At 36.4% G+C, this 14,275-nt stretch carries 14 protein-coding genes; 9 read left to right on the top strand and 5 right to left on the bottom strand.

Annotated features, from left to right (window positions below; all coding sequences use genetic code 11):
- Positions 1 to 106: 106 nt before the first annotated feature.
- Positions 107 to 811, bottom strand: a complete 705-nt coding sequence (locus CVN76_RS03265) for a FadR/GntR family transcriptional regulator (RefSeq protein ID WP_100530273.1) — start codon at positions 809 to 811, stop codon at positions 107 to 109.
- 416 nt (positions 812 to 1,227) lie between these two features.
- On the opposite strand from CVN76_RS03265, the gene CVN76_RS03260 reads away from it, so the two are divergent.
- From CVN76_RS03260 to CVN76_RS03220, 9 genes are all read left to right on the top strand, one after another.
- Entirely contained in the window at positions 1,228 to 1,533 is a 306-nt protein-coding gene (locus CVN76_RS03260; RefSeq protein ID WP_232732091.1) for a UxaA family hydrolase, read from the top strand.
- Entirely contained in the window at positions 1,523 to 2,695 is a 1,173-nt protein-coding gene (locus CVN76_RS03255; protein ID WP_100530272.1) for a UxaA family hydrolase, read from the top strand. The genes CVN76_RS03260 and CVN76_RS03255 overlap by 11 nt, the downstream gene beginning before the upstream one ends.
- Positions 2,696 to 2,774: 79 nt before the next feature.
- On the top strand, positions 2,775 to 3,779 hold the full coding sequence (locus CVN76_RS03250) for a C4-dicarboxylate TRAP transporter substrate-binding protein (protein WP_100530271.1): 1,005 nt from the start codon (positions 2,775 to 2,777) through the stop codon (positions 3,777 to 3,779).
- Positions 3,780 to 3,864: 85 nt separating this feature from the next.
- Positions 3,865 to 4,347 (top strand): TRAP transporter small permease, encoded by a 483-nt coding sequence (locus CVN76_RS03245; RefSeq protein ID WP_100530270.1) that lies wholly within the window; start codon positions 3,865 to 3,867, stop codon positions 4,345 to 4,347.
- A 1-nt stretch (position 4,348) separates the two neighbouring features.
- Positions 4,349 to 5,632 carry a TRAP transporter large permease gene (locus CVN76_RS03240; RefSeq protein WP_100530269.1) on the top strand — a complete coding sequence of 428 codons (1,284 nt, stop codon included), beginning with the start codon at positions 4,349 to 4,351 and terminating at the stop codon, positions 5,630 to 5,632.
- Positions 5,633 to 5,663: 31 nt separating this feature from the next.
- Positions 5,664 to 6,563, top strand: coding sequence for a fumarylacetoacetate hydrolase family protein (locus CVN76_RS03235; RefSeq protein ID WP_100530268.1), 900 nt, complete (start codon positions 5,664 to 5,666; stop codon positions 6,561 to 6,563).
- 52 nt (positions 6,564 to 6,615) lie between these two features.
- On the top strand, positions 6,616 to 8,085 hold the full coding sequence (gene gucD / locus CVN76_RS03230; RefSeq protein ID WP_100530267.1) for an alpha-ketoglutaric semialdehyde dehydrogenase GucD: 1,470 nt from the start codon (positions 6,616 to 6,618) through the stop codon (positions 8,083 to 8,085).
- 57 nt (positions 8,086 to 8,142) lie between these two features.
- Positions 8,143 to 8,913 (top strand): SDR family NAD(P)-dependent oxidoreductase, encoded by a 771-nt coding sequence (locus CVN76_RS03225; protein ID WP_100530266.1) that lies wholly within the window; start codon positions 8,143 to 8,145, stop codon positions 8,911 to 8,913.
- A gap of 62 nt (positions 8,914 to 8,975) precedes the next feature.
- Complete coding sequence (locus tag CVN76_RS03220) at positions 8,976 to 9,914, top strand: fumarylacetoacetate hydrolase family protein (RefSeq protein ID WP_100530265.1); 939 nt, start codon at positions 8,976 to 8,978, stop codon at positions 9,912 to 9,914.
- 945 nt (positions 9,915 to 10,859) lie between these two features.
- Here the strand turns inward: CVN76_RS03220 and CVN76_RS03215 are convergent.
- The 4 genes from CVN76_RS03215 to CVN76_RS03200 all read right to left on the bottom strand — a co-directional run.
- A complete protein-coding gene (locus tag CVN76_RS03215; protein ID WP_100530264.1) occupies positions 10,860 to 11,207 on the bottom strand; it encodes a hypothetical protein in 348 nt (115 codons plus the stop codon).
- A 688-nt stretch (positions 11,208 to 11,895) separates the two neighbouring features.
- Entirely contained in the window at positions 11,896 to 12,393 is a 498-nt protein-coding gene (locus tag CVN76_RS03210; protein ID WP_100530314.1) for a nucleotidyltransferase, read from the bottom strand.
- A gap of 277 nt (positions 12,394 to 12,670) precedes the next feature.
- A complete protein-coding gene (locus CVN76_RS03205) occupies positions 12,671 to 13,270 on the bottom strand; it encodes a hypothetical protein (protein WP_100530263.1) in 600 nt (199 codons plus the stop codon).
- Positions 13,271 to 13,460: 190 nt separating this feature from the next.
- A partial coding sequence (locus tag CVN76_RS03200) for an NAD(P)H-dependent flavin oxidoreductase (protein ID WP_232732088.1) occupies positions 13,461 to 14,275 on the bottom strand: 815 nt, incomplete at its 5' end.

Raw genomic sequence — 14,275 nt, 5'->3', positions numbered from 1 at the left:
TTTAATGACGAGCTCTTGCCTATGCATTTTGCATAAAAGATAACCGCTACTCTTAAGATAGGTGAAATATGAAAACTATAAGTGAAGAATTCAGGCTTTTCCTCTGTTAATCTACCTTACCATAAAATAGTTTTGCTCTCGTAAAGTTGAAATCAATCGCTTTTTTTACCATTTCCATATTCCGGTCTTTTATGGCTTGGACAAATCTAGTCCGCCATTCAATGCTGTTTTCCCAAGCGCCTGGCACATTAAGGATCTTTAACATTGAATCATGACGAAGGTGAATGATCGTTTGCATAAGTTTACTGTATATTTTATTGTTGCTACATAGACCTAAATGTAAATCAAATTTATCTATAAGCTCTTGGAATGCATAGTTATTTTTTTCTATAACTGATAAATTATATAAGTTTTGTAAAATCTCTTCGAGGTTATTTATATCATTATCTGTTAAATGTTGAGAAGCCTCGAGTAATACTTCAGATTCAATTAATTTACGTGCCGCAAAGATATCTTCAAAGTTATCAATTTCTTTGTAATACATCCATACAATTGTTTCAGCAGGAATGGGTGATTCATGTTCACTTACATAACTTCCTTCTCCTGGTTTGATTGTGATGAGGCCAATTAGTGCAAGCGCTCGTAATGACTCTCTAACCCTACCTCTATTCACTCCAAATTCTTCTGCTAAAAGCCGCTCGTTTGGCAATTTTTCTCCTGGTTTTAGCTCATTTGAAGTAATCCATGAGGCTATCTGCTCCATCACTTGTTCCGTAACTGTAGTTTTTTTAATAGGATTAATATTTACCATAAATACCACCTTAAAGAGAATTCTTATTTGATTGAAGAACTACCAATATACCACTAATATTTTGAAAATTAAATAATATGAAAGGCGTTTATGAACTATAAAATATCTCCCTATATAAGAATAGACGTATTTTAAGGTTAGTGTTTATAGCATTTAAATATACAGAAAATTATAAATATATTGAATTTTAATTATCCTCATGGTAAAATTTCAAGTGTATCTGGTACTACCACGCATTTTTTTATGATACTGAAAATGAAAGCGTTTTATTTAGTTGCGAAAATTGATTTTAAGATGTTATAGGAAAAGGAGGTTTTGAGGTTCTTTAATTTTTTTATGGTACTACCAGGCCACCAACCACCAATTATTCTTTATGGATTTATAAAATATGAAAAAAGAAAGGAAATATCATTTTGATTGAACAAACGTTTCGAACTTTAATGATGAAATCTATTGATAACGTTGCGGTTACTCTGCAGGATGTCCCTCCAAACAGTAATGTGATTGTGAATTTTTCCAACGATTTTTCATTAAGAATTACATTAAAGGAGCAAATATTATTTGGGCATAAATTTGCAGTACGTCCAATTAAAAAAGGTGATGAGATACTAAAGTACGGAGAAATAATTGGTAAGGCAACGAAGGATATTGAAGAAGGAGAGCATGTTCATGTTCACAATCTTGAAGGTATAAGAGGAAGAGGTGACAAAGTTGAAAAATAATGAAGGGGAATTTTTAGGTTATCGCCGTCCTGATGGTAAAGTAGGTGTTCGTAATCATGTATTAATCTTGCCAACGATTACTTGTGCAACCCAAACAGCCCAGCGTATAACAGAACTTGTCCAGGGAACGGTTACTTTCATTCATCAGCATGGCTGTGCACAGGTTGGTGTGGATTATGAACAAACCTTCCGAACCTATGTAGGATTAGGAAAAAATCCAAATGTCTATGGTGTAATAGTTTTAGGGCTAGGATGCGAAACTCACCAAGCTAGAAGCGTAGCTACGGAGATTGCCAAGTGCGGAAAACCTGTGGAGAGTATTTCCATTCAAGATCATGGAGGAACATTGTCAACCATTGCTGAAGGTGCTAAAGCTGCAGCAAAATTAGTTCAAGAAGCATCTACTCAAATGAAAGAGTGGTGCAATTTTAGCGAGTTAATAATTGGTACAGAATGTGGGGGGTCGGATGCTTGCTCGGGCTTATCAGCTAATCCCGCTGTTGGCTCAGTTAGCGATATGATCGTTGAATTCGGTGGAACTTCGATTTTAGCTGAAACAACAGAATTAATTGGAGCGGAACATTTACTTGCAAAAAGAGCGGCAAATGACCAGGTCGCCAAACGTGTATATGAAGTCATTCATGCTATGGAAAACCGTTCGATTAAAATGGGGGTCGACATTAGAACAGGTAACCCGAGTCCCGGTAATATTGCGGGTGGGTTAAGTTCGTTAGAAGAAAAATCTTTGGGAGCAGCAAATAAATCGGGGAAAAGCATTTTAAATGAATTGATAGATTACGCAGAAGAACCGAAAGAGAAAGGCTTAGTGTGGATGGATACGCCCGGCCATGATATAGAGCAGCTAACGGGAATGGTTGCAGGAGGCGCCCAAGTCGTATTGTTCACGACAGGAAGAGGCACTCCAACAGGGTCGCCGATAGCCCCCGTTATAAAGATCTCTACAAATACCTCTATGTTCGAGAAGATGGGCGAAAATATGGACTTGAATGCGGGGACGATAATAGAAGGAAAAGAGACGGTTGAAGAGGTCGGGAAAAGAATTTTACATGAGATTGGTCTAGTAAGCTCAGGCAAGTTGACGAAGGCTGAAATACTAAAGCAACATGACTTTGGGATATGGAGAATAGGTCCGACTTTTTAATTCGATAAGTAAAATACCCAAGCAAATTTACATCCACTGCTGAAATGATTTGGAGGAAGAGGGGGCTTGAATCAATCTAATGAAAAAGTTGATGTTAGCTACTGTTTCAATGTTCTTTATTGCTGCTATGGCTGCATGTTCATCAACTGCATCAGTTGAATCTGAAGAGAAGTTGGTGATTAATATTGCACATGGAAATCAACCTGGGGAGCCTATTGATAAACTCGCTGGAAAATGGAAGGAATTAATAGAGGAACGAAGCGATGGGGCAATTGAAATAAGACTTTTCCCGAGTTCCCAATTGGGCTCTGAAAAGGATGTGCTTGAGCAGGCAACAATGGGGAGCAATGTGATTACAATGGTTGGTTATGACTTTTTGATGGACTACGTTCCAGATACAGGAATTATGAATGCGCCTTATTTAGTTGAGAGTTTTGATGAATTATTATATTTAACTACAACAGACTGGTTTGAAGAAATAAAAAGTGAGTTAAATGAGAAAGAAATTAGTATCGTATCAACAAACACAGTATATGGTGAAAGGCATCTTTTAAGTAATCAAAAGGTATCATTACCAGAAGATTTAAAAGGCAGGAAGATTAGAGTCCCTAATAATCCAATGTCTATTGCGACATTTAAGGCTTTAGGTGCTGCAGCAACTCCTACCCCCTTAGGCGATTTATATACTTCGTTGCAACAAGGATTAATTGATGGTGCAGAAAACCCGATTCCCGTACTAGAAGGAGTAAAGGCGCACGAAGTATCAAAGCATCTTTCTTTAACAGGGCATCAGAAATTTATTACTGCTTGGATATCAGGGACAAATTTTATAGACTCACTTCCAAATGAAGTTGTTCAAATGCTCAAGGAAACAGGTGATGAGGCAGGGGAATACGCAAGGAACGTTTTGGAAGAAGATGATAAAAAAGTGTTGGCGGAATTCGAAAAACAGGGTGTAGAAGTACATGAAGTTGACATTGAACCTTTTAAAGAGAAAGTGCAGGATGTGTATGATAAGTTTCCTTCTTGGACTCCGGGCCTTTATGAAAGAATACAAAAGCTACTGGAGAATCGACCATCATAAAAATAAAAACTGACTAGTTCTTTAAGCTGAAATACTTAATAGTCAATTAAGCTAGTATTCATTTTTTGATAAAGGAGCAAAAAAGATGGTTATTAAGTGGTTAAAAGATATTGATGATATCATTGCGGTTGTTGCACTCGCGGGAATTATTGTATTTACCAGTCTGAATGTTTTTTTTCGTTTTGTGTTAAATAACCCGATATCTTGGGCGGAAGAAATGACTTTAGGATTATTTATTTGGATGGTTTTTATAGGAATTAGTTCTGCAATGAAGCGTGACGGCCATGTAGGGGTTGATTACTTTGTAAAAAAGATGCCAAAGCCTTTACGTATTCTCAGCGAAATTATTCGAGCTGCTGCAATATACTATGCCCTTATTTATGTATTAATGTATCTCGGGTTAGATTTAACTTCTCATGCTGAAAATAAATTGACCCCCGTGCTTGGTTTAAGCTACCGATTTATTGATATTGCAGTTCCGTTAGGCGGGCTGTTGACAGCAATCCATTTTACTGGAAAATTAACAAGATCTAACTTTTCTCAGTCTGAGAATGGAGGAGGGTCCTAATTTGGTCATAACGGTAATATTATGTGTGCTTTTAGTTCTATTTCTATTAAACGTCCCCATTGCTTTTGCCTTAATAATTAGTACATCCATCTACTTTTTGTTTGATCACAGTTTTTCAAGTACAGTGCTTATTCAAAGAATGGTAGGTGGAATTGAATCTGTCCCTCTGCTTGCTATTATTTTCTTTATGACAGCGGGTGTATTGATGAACTACACAGGAATTACTTCCAGGATGCTTAGATTTGCAGAAGTCATTACTCGACCTTTGCCAGGATCTTTGGCCCAAGTAAATGTAGTGCTCAGTACATTAATGGGTGGGCTTTCGGGATCAAATATTGCTGATGCTGCCATGCAATCTAAAATATTGGTTCCTGAGATGGTTAAAAAAGGATACGACAAATCTTATGCAACCGTTTTAACAGCTGCCACTTCTTTAATTACACCTATTATCCCTCCGGGAATAGCGTTAATTATGTATGGATATGTTGGAAATGTTTCTATTGGAAAACTTTTTCTGGCAGGTATTTTGCCTGGGCTTGTTCTATGTTTAATATTTATGATATACGTACATTTTCATGCAAAAAAGTATAATCTTGAAACGGAAAACAAGAAGAAATTTTCGGCAAAAGAATTTTTCGTTTCTTTGAAGGACGCATTACTTGCATTGCTATTGCCAATTATTATTATTGGAGGCATTCGTTTCGGTGCTTTTAGTGCAACAGAAGCCGGAGCTATTGCCGTCTTTTATGCATTATTTCTTGGTTTAGTTGTTTATCGTGAAATGACATTAAAGCAACTTATAAGTGCACTGGTGGAGACAGTATATACGGCTGCTTCTATATTAATTATCATTGCAGCAGGTTCAGCATTTGCCTGGGTACTTACTCTAGAGCAAATACCTCAGCAAATGACAGTACTTATGGCTGATTATATTTCTTCTCCAATGATGTTCTTTATTATCATTCTTATTTTCCTATTAATAGTAGGAATGTTTGTTGAAGGGAATGTCTCTATCATTATATTAACCCCTTTATTTATGCCAATGCTCCAGCAATATGGTATAGACTCCGTTCATTTTGGGATTTTCTTTATTGTGTGTATAAGTATAGGGACTCTCACACCGCCGTTAGGGACAATCATGTTTACTACTTGTTCCATAACTGGAACAAAAGTAGAAGACTTTATTAAACACAGCATCCCTTTCTTAATGATATTAATTATTGCTGCGATGCTAATTGCCTTTGTTCCTGGAATTTCTTTATGGATTCCTACAATTTTTTCATAAATAAACTGACTAAAATATGAGGTGGATAAAATTGAGGATTATTCGTTATTTACAAAAACCATCACAAAGTATATCCCTAGCAGCCATAACAGAAAAAGGTAATATTTACTCATTACCTTATAACGATTATTTAGAGCTAGTTGAACAAGCAAAGAATAAAAGTATAAAAACTGTTGACCTATTAAACGAGTTAATTCATGATAGCTCACCTTTGATTGAACAACTGGAGGAACTGGATTTGACGGTGCCAATCGAGTCACCGGAAGTATGGGCAGCGGGAGTTACTTATCAAAAAAGTAAGGAAGCCCGCAATTATGAAACGACAAATGGAAAATTAGACGCAATAACATTTTATGATAAGGTGTATGACGCAGAAAGACCAGAAATCTTTCTTAAATCAACTAAGGATCGGACCATCGGACCAAATGAGGAACTCTTCCTAAGAAGTGACTCAAATTGGCAAATTCCGGAGCCTGAATTGGGTTTAGTGCTGGGCAGTGATGGTGAAATTATTGGCTATACAATTGGTAATGATTTAAGCTGCCGGGATATAGAAGGAGAAAATCCGCTTTATTTGCCGCAAGCGAAGGTTTGGGCACGCTCTTGTTCAATTGGTCCGGCGATCCTTCCAGCAGATATGGTGCTCGATCCTTACCAATTTAATATTATTTGCAGGATTTTCCGCGACGAAAAACTGTTATTTGAAGGATTTGCAAATACAAGCCAGCTGAAACGTCGATATGAGGAGTTAGTTCACTATTTAAAAAGAGATAATATCCTGTTTCCTGGGACAGTATTATTAACTGGAACGTGTATTGTTCCTCCAAATGAATTCACCTTAATAGATGGAGATCGGGTTGAAATTGAAATTCCCGGCATTGGAAAATTAAATAACGTTGTAAAAGTGCAAGTAAATCAAACAGTTAACTAATTTTAATTTAAGCAACTATCCAAAATATTTTATTTCCAAGGAGAGGATATAGATGGTTACAAGTGCAGATGTAAAAACGATACTAAATTTTGTAGATGGTTCATGGGTAGCTTCAAAGAGCTCAAAGATGGAAGAAAGTATAAATCCAGCAAAGTTCAATGAAATAGTCGCTTATGTTCAAAACTCTACAAAGGAAGTGCTTGATAAAGCGGTGGAATCAGCAGCGAGAGCACAAAAACAATGGAAGGGGCTTTCGGGTGCTGAACGAGGGAGCTATTTATTTAAAGTAGCAGATATTCTTGAAACACGAATAGATGAAATTGCAGAAATGATGACCCGTGAAATGGGGAAAACGCTCCCTGAGGCAAAAGGCGAGACGGCGCGTGGAGTTTCCATATTAAGGTATTATGCCGGTGAAGGGATGCGAAAAGTTGGTGATGTCATTCCATCATCCGATCCAAGCGCTTTTATGTTTACCACACGTTCACCTCTTGGTGTAGTTGGTGTGATTACGCCATGGAACTTTCCAGTCGCCATTCCCATTTGGAAAATAGCGCCTGCTCTTATTTACGGCAATACTGTTGTCTTTAAGCCGGCAACAGAAGCTGCAGCAACTGCAGCAAAAATCATTGAGTGCTTCCATGAAGCTCAGATTCCAAATGGAGTAATCAATTTTGTAACAGGTCAAGGTTCACTTATTGGTCAAGGAATAGCTGACCATGCTGATATTCATGGAATTACCTTTACAGGTTCCGATGTAGTGGGAAAAGCAGTAGGTCAAGCGGCTTTAGCAAGAGGAGCAAAATACCAGCTTGAAATGGGTGGTAAAAATCCGGTTATCGTTGCGGAAGATGCCGATTTAGAATTGGCAGTAGAAGCGACAATTAGCGGAGGTTTACGTTCAACGGGACAAAAGTGTACAGCAACTAGTCGTGTCATCGTCCATAGTACAGTTTATGATGCATTTAAGGAAAAGCTCATTTCAAAAGTTAAGGAGATCAAAGTTGGTAACGGATTAGATGCAGAAATATGGATGGGACCGAGTGTAAGTGAACGTCAATTAAATACTGTTTTACATTATATAGAAAAAGGAAAACAAGAGGGTGCTAAACTCCTTTTCGGTGGTAATCGTCTCTCGGATGATGGGAGAGAAAATGGTTACTTTATTGAACCGACAATATTTGATGAAGTCGATAAACATATGTCCATCGCTCAAGAGGAAATCTTTGGACCGGTACTTGCATTAATAAAGGTAGATTCAATGGAGGAAGCCGTTCATATTGCGAACGATGTTAAATTTGGTTTGAGTGCGTCTATATTCACTACTAATATACAAAAAATGCTCAATTTTATTGATAACATTGAGGCAGGACTTGTTAGAATAAACGCAGAAAGTGCAGGGGTAGAATTGCAGGCACCTTTTGGAGGATTTAAGCAATCAAGCTCTCATTCAAGGGAACAAGGTCAATCAGCCATTGAATTCTATACAGACATTAAAACAGTCTTCGTCAAAGGATCATAATCAAACCTCTTTTTTGAGGATCATTTAATTTTTTCCATTAAGATAGGAGGAGAATCAATGCGATTGAAAGATAAAATCGCCCTTATTACCGGGGCAGGCTCTGGTATTGGAAAAGAGACTGCTTTATTATTTGCGAAAGAAGGCGCGAAGGTTATTGTTGCAGATCTCAATGAATCTTGGGGGAATCAAACGGTTAAAGAAATAGAAAAAATTCATGGGGATTCCATTTTTATTAAAGTTGATGTAACGGATGAAAACAGTGTAAACCAGATGGTGAAAGAGATAAAAAATAAATATCAGACACTCGATATTCTTTTTAATAATGCTGGGATAAGCGGTGTAGGGACATTGCATGAAATAGATATAAAGTTATGGAAGCGAGTGTTCGAGGTTAATGTTACAGGCGTATTCTTGGTTACTCGGGCTGTCCTTCCTTTTATGATGGAAAATAAAGGAGGATCTATTATCAATATGTCTTCCTGCATCGCAGAAATTGGTTTAGCAAACAGAGCTTCCTATGCTGCAAGTAAAGGGGCCATACTATCATTAACCAAATCAATACAAGTAGATTATGCGCCATATAACATAAGAGTAAATGCTTTAATGCCTGGAACGATTTATACTCCATTTGTTGAAGATTATTTGTCAAAGGAGTCCGATCCTGAAGCGGCAATAGCTAAAATTAAGGAACGTCAACTAAGCCGTGATTTAGGTAAACCTATTGATGTTGCTTATGGCGCCTTGTATTTGGCAAGTGATGAATCAAAATTTATGTTGGGGACTCCATTTATGATTGATGGAGGAGTTGTGAATGGGAAAAATAGTTAGCTAGTTATTCAATCAGTTATTTCCATAGTTTTCAACATTTTATAAAAACGGGGGAATGAATAATGAAATTATTAACATTTAAAGAAAATGGTCAATTAAAGGTAGGAATAAAGACAAATCATGGTATTTTACATATTGAAAAAACAGCTGTTTTATTCAATGTAGTAATTCCAAAAAGTATAGAAGATATTATAAATGATAGTGTAAGATTGATACCTCAATTAGAATCTTTAATTAAACAAGCAATTGAAAATAATAAAGAAGGATTATTTTTGGAAGAAAATGATTTAATTTATGGACCAGCTGTTCCGAGACCAGGGAAAATTATTTGTGTAGGGCTAAACTATAAAAAGCATGCAGAGGAATCCAATATGCCTTTGCCTGATTATCCTATCCTATTTAATAAGTATAATAATACGATTGCAGCTGCAAATGAAGTTATTAACTTGCCATTGAACTCAAAAGAAAATGATTATGAAGCAGAACTTGCTATAGTAATTGGAAAGCATACAAAGAACGTCGGGAAAGATGAAGCATTAGACTATGTATTTGGATACTGTAATTCTAACGATTTATCCTCCCGAGATTTGCAATTTCGTACAAACCAATGGCTGTTAGGGAAAAGCTGTGATGGCTTTTGCCCTCTGGGTCCATATTTAGTAACAAGTACTGAAGTTGGAAATCCAAATCAGTTAAATATCAAGGCAACAGTAAATGGAGAAGTTCGCCAAAATTCAAATACATCAGATATGATATTTAAATGCGATGAAATTGTAAGTTATATATCAGACCATATGACTTTAAATCCAGGGGATATCATTTTAACAGGAACACCTGAAGGAGTAATATTTGGTTATCTTGAAGATCAAAGAATTTATTTAAAACATGGAGACCAAGTGACAGTCGAAATTGAAAAGCTTGGTGCATTAACAAATAAATTCAAAAAAGAAGCACCCACAAAAAATGAGCGTACACTAGACGGAAACTTTATAAATAACTAAAGTTATTATAATCCGAAATCTCCTATCATAGAGGCTGTTAAACAAAGTTGTAGTTTCTATATTATTCCATTTGAACAATACAAGGGTGATTATCAAAGTTGCTGACAGTATTTCGAAAAACAAACATGTGTGTTGTAATTGGCAATTAATAGGATTGAAAGTAAAGTGCCTAATACAACTGAGTTTAAGGACAATTCTGTATGTTGCTTCTTAAAAATTTTACTCATTAACAATAATACATACAGAGAGAGTGAAATTTCATCGTTACGAACTTGATAAATGCGAAAAAGTTTTTTACCTTAAAAACACCGATAATAAATAAAAACAAGAACCGTTTAAAGTACGTTAATATGTACCCTATAGTATAAACAACTAAAAACTCCTATAGGGTACTTTATAGAGAAGGAATCAAATGACTATCATCTAATAACACTGTTAAATCTGTAAGTTGAAAAAGAATTACTTATATTAATAAATTTAAGATATATTTATTGAGGAAGTAAAGAAAGGCAAGTTTACAAGGGGATTTCTAAAAAATTGGTTCAAGTAGAAGTTTTAGCAACGGAAGGAATCTAATCAACATTTTCCTAGTTTACATAATATATATTATAGGAAGTTAAATTTTGAACCTTAAAAATATCTCATATCTCAAGAATACTTAACTTAGTGAGACGGAATATTGATTTTGGTTCAATTTAATCTAAATTCATTCTTAACATTTATCCATTCCAATTTGCTGATCGATTATATTTATTTTTTTGTAATTCCTTTATTTTCGTATATTGCCTTGAATGTCATTTGCGCTTCATTTTAAATATGCTCCATTAGCAATTCAATGATTTTATGTATTTAATCCTAATAATTATCAGTTAATTCCAGATAACGATGATGGATTGAGTCATGTGATCCAATCCATGACATTTCTTATATGGTTCAGGTACTTCATTATTTCACTCTTAGGATATCCAGTTTCTTGTTTGTAGAGATTACATCGATCGTATGGTCACCCTTAGTATATAAAACGGATGCCCCTTCTCTTTCTCCTTTTTTCCACCCATTCGCTTTAATGACCCATTCATAGCTAGATGGAATGCCGTTCTCTTCAGAAGCCCTTGACCAATCATAATTCTTACCGTACTCACTTTCCTTAGTGAGCTCAGCATTTTTAGGTACAGGAAATTCGTATAAATCTTCGTTTGTTTCGTAGAGTGCTAAAGTTCCGAAATAATAAAGTACGCTACCGCCAATCAAAAGTGCAATCATGGCAAGTGTCCATCCAATCTTTTTCTTCATTTTTCGAATGCTTCCCTTCAATCCTTTATAAGTTGGGACTATACTATAAAGAGTTTTTTGCTGCAGAAATTCCGATTCTAAGACATATTGTTATATTAAAATATAAAAATAATGCCAAAGTGAGAAAAATAACGGGTTAACACCATGATAAAATTATATAAATATAATAAAATTGTTGAATGATTCAATTGTTTACCACTCCAAACTACCGCTTGCCTGTTAAAAGCACATCCTCTTCTGTTTACTGCAACGTATTTTATCCGCTTGTAAAATGACATTCGTAGCAGGCTATTCGATGAATCCGCTTACCACTTGAAAGAATTACAATATGATGGATTTCGTGAACTATGCCAATCGACGCCCAAGCTAATTTATCTTTTCATTACATTATTGAATTAACTCAAAAATCTGGATTATGATAATGTATGACATGTTTCAAGTATGATCCGAGTTCTAAAAATGCTCCTGCGTACACATCTTGGTCCATTGAGAAATAAATGTCGCATAAATGGACTACAATTGCTTTATATGACTTGTAAATCCACATTAGATCACACTCAATGCCTAGTTATCCAACGAGCCCCTTTATAAGACCATCATGCAATTAAGGGGTGCTACGTACAAAAACAACCCGATAAATATTATTGAAATTTTTTTGATCAGCCTCCGTTTAATACAACCAATCAGTTTAGTCATGGTATATTAGACTTTTTAAGAAATCAATTTTTTTACTATCTTTATCATTATTTTTACCTGCTCTGTAACTATCTTTAGATGAAGCCTCGTAAACACGTAAATATTGTTCGGGATTAAGCAGATAAAACTTTACGTCTTCCATTTGATGCATTTCTAAATCCGTTAATTGTACGCCTGCAAAGGTTGGCAAAGTATCAATAATACCAAACTCAACTGATAATCTCTCTTTAGTAAACTCATGTTCGTGCAGATCTATCAGACTGTATCCCATTGAATTCATGGTTTTTAAAATATCATTCCAATTATGTATAGAAGATTCCAGCGGTACTTCCCATCCTCTTTTGTCACCAGGTACATGAACATCTACATCTTGAGCATCCCAGCTTATTCCTGAAATGACTTCTAAACCAGTTGAACCCATCAATAATGGAATAATTCCCATCTCATTTAGTTTTTTTGCAATTTTAATAAACTCGCTAAACTTATCCATTTCCCCCTCCATTTCCTTGAATTTGTCTGCCAATCATATACTTTTTCCTTTTTTGCACGAATACGGCCAAATTAGTCTGTTACGATAGGTTGACCATAGACTAGCCAATGGATCAATCTCATGTATCGGTAGTTCCTTATTACACTTATGTTTCTTCACAGTAAGTGGATAGCTCAAGTGAGCAAATTATCATTACAATTACCAGACTTATGCATTATCTAAGTTCGGGGTGCATCCGAAATATTCTTCGCCATTTGTCATAAGGGAAATCCTTCATTTATACATCCTGAGTCATTGAATCTCTGTAATGCACGGCAGAAAGTAATTTTAACCCTCTTAAGTGTGGTATCTGTTTATCCACTATTTCTATTGCCTCATTTGTGTTTCCTTCAAGAACGTATTCCTCTGCCTTAAGCCAGGAGAGGTAAACGTTATCCTTGATTTGTTCTTTATAAGAGTTGCAGGCGTGTTGGTTACCCTCGTGAAGGGAAATGACAGCACCATAATAGAACTTGACTTTGTTATCCTTCATTTTTGATAAGAGTTCTTTTGCCTCTTTGTACTTTTTTTGCTTAGTAAGGAGCATGACATTTGCCTGATCTTTGGCTGTTTTCTGTTTGATGCGATTCAATATTTTTTCCGCTTCTGCTTCATTACCGTATAGGAGCTGGTAAATGAAGCGATAATGCGGTATTTTTGATTTGCTTAAGTAATGCTTGATTTTTTCTGCATTTTTCCCAAAAAGAACGTGATAATAGTAAAATCTGAAAAGGTAAGCCAAAAAAAGGAACATCAAGATAAAAAGTCCCCATGATGGTGCCCCAATGACTCCCATTGTAAATGCAGCTAAAAATAAAATGATGAATGCCCAAATCATGTGATTCACCCCCCCCATTGGCACTACAGTACTGAACCCCTAAAGGATGGATCCAACCAACATTCTTAAGACCATGGCAAAAGCTATGCTTTCAGTCAATACCAATAACAAACATCTTGTTGAAAAGATTGAAGCTATGATTGTCATCGACTCCCAACGGTATAATTCCCTGAAACCCTTGCGTCAAGATTCATGTACGGGTCGATTCAAGCCGGGTTTGGACGGATTCGAGCGAGTTATTTGCCTCATGTACGATTTGCTTGATCAGTTCATCGACAGTCAATACTTCCTTAATCAGTCCGACGGATTGTCCGCAAGACCAGATACCTCCATCCAAATCTCCCTCAAAGTATACTTTTTTGCTTCTTTGACCTGTAATGAGCGGAATTAAGGCTTCTATCGTGGCTCCTTCATTTTCGAGTCGGTCCACTTCCTTACTGACAGCATTCAACGCTACCCGTGATGGGCTTCCTATATTTCTTTGAATGACGACCGTATCCATTTCATTTGCCGATACCATCCAGTCTTTAACATGATCATGAATGGGAGCTTCTTTTGTGGCCATGAAGCGAGTTCCCATGACGATACCCTCAGCCCCCAGTGACAAGGCACTAACAAGGCTTCTGCCATCTGAAAAGCCCCCTCCCGCAATAACAGGTATGGAAACGGAATCGACGACCCTTGGCAGCATGACAAGCGTTCCTACATCCCCCATGCCGGGGTGGCCGCCTGTTTCATTTCCAACGATAATTACGGCATCGACCCCTAATTTCTCTGCAGAAATCGCATTTTTGACACTTGCTACCTTATGGATCACGGTAAAGCCGTGCTCTTTAAGTTTTGGCATCAATCCCTCTGGACTTCTGCCGCTCGTTTCGACGATTTTCACATCTTCGTCCACTAAAATATCAATGAAGTCAGCATTTGGCGTGGCCGTTTGACTTGGAAATAAATTGAGGTTCACGGCGAAGGGCTTCTTTGTCATAGATTTCACTTTACGTATTT

Source organism: Bacillus sp. mrc49, from assembly GCF_002803435.1.
Note: the sequence above shows the minus strand (reverse complement) of the source record. Positions and strands in the feature narration are given on the sequence as shown.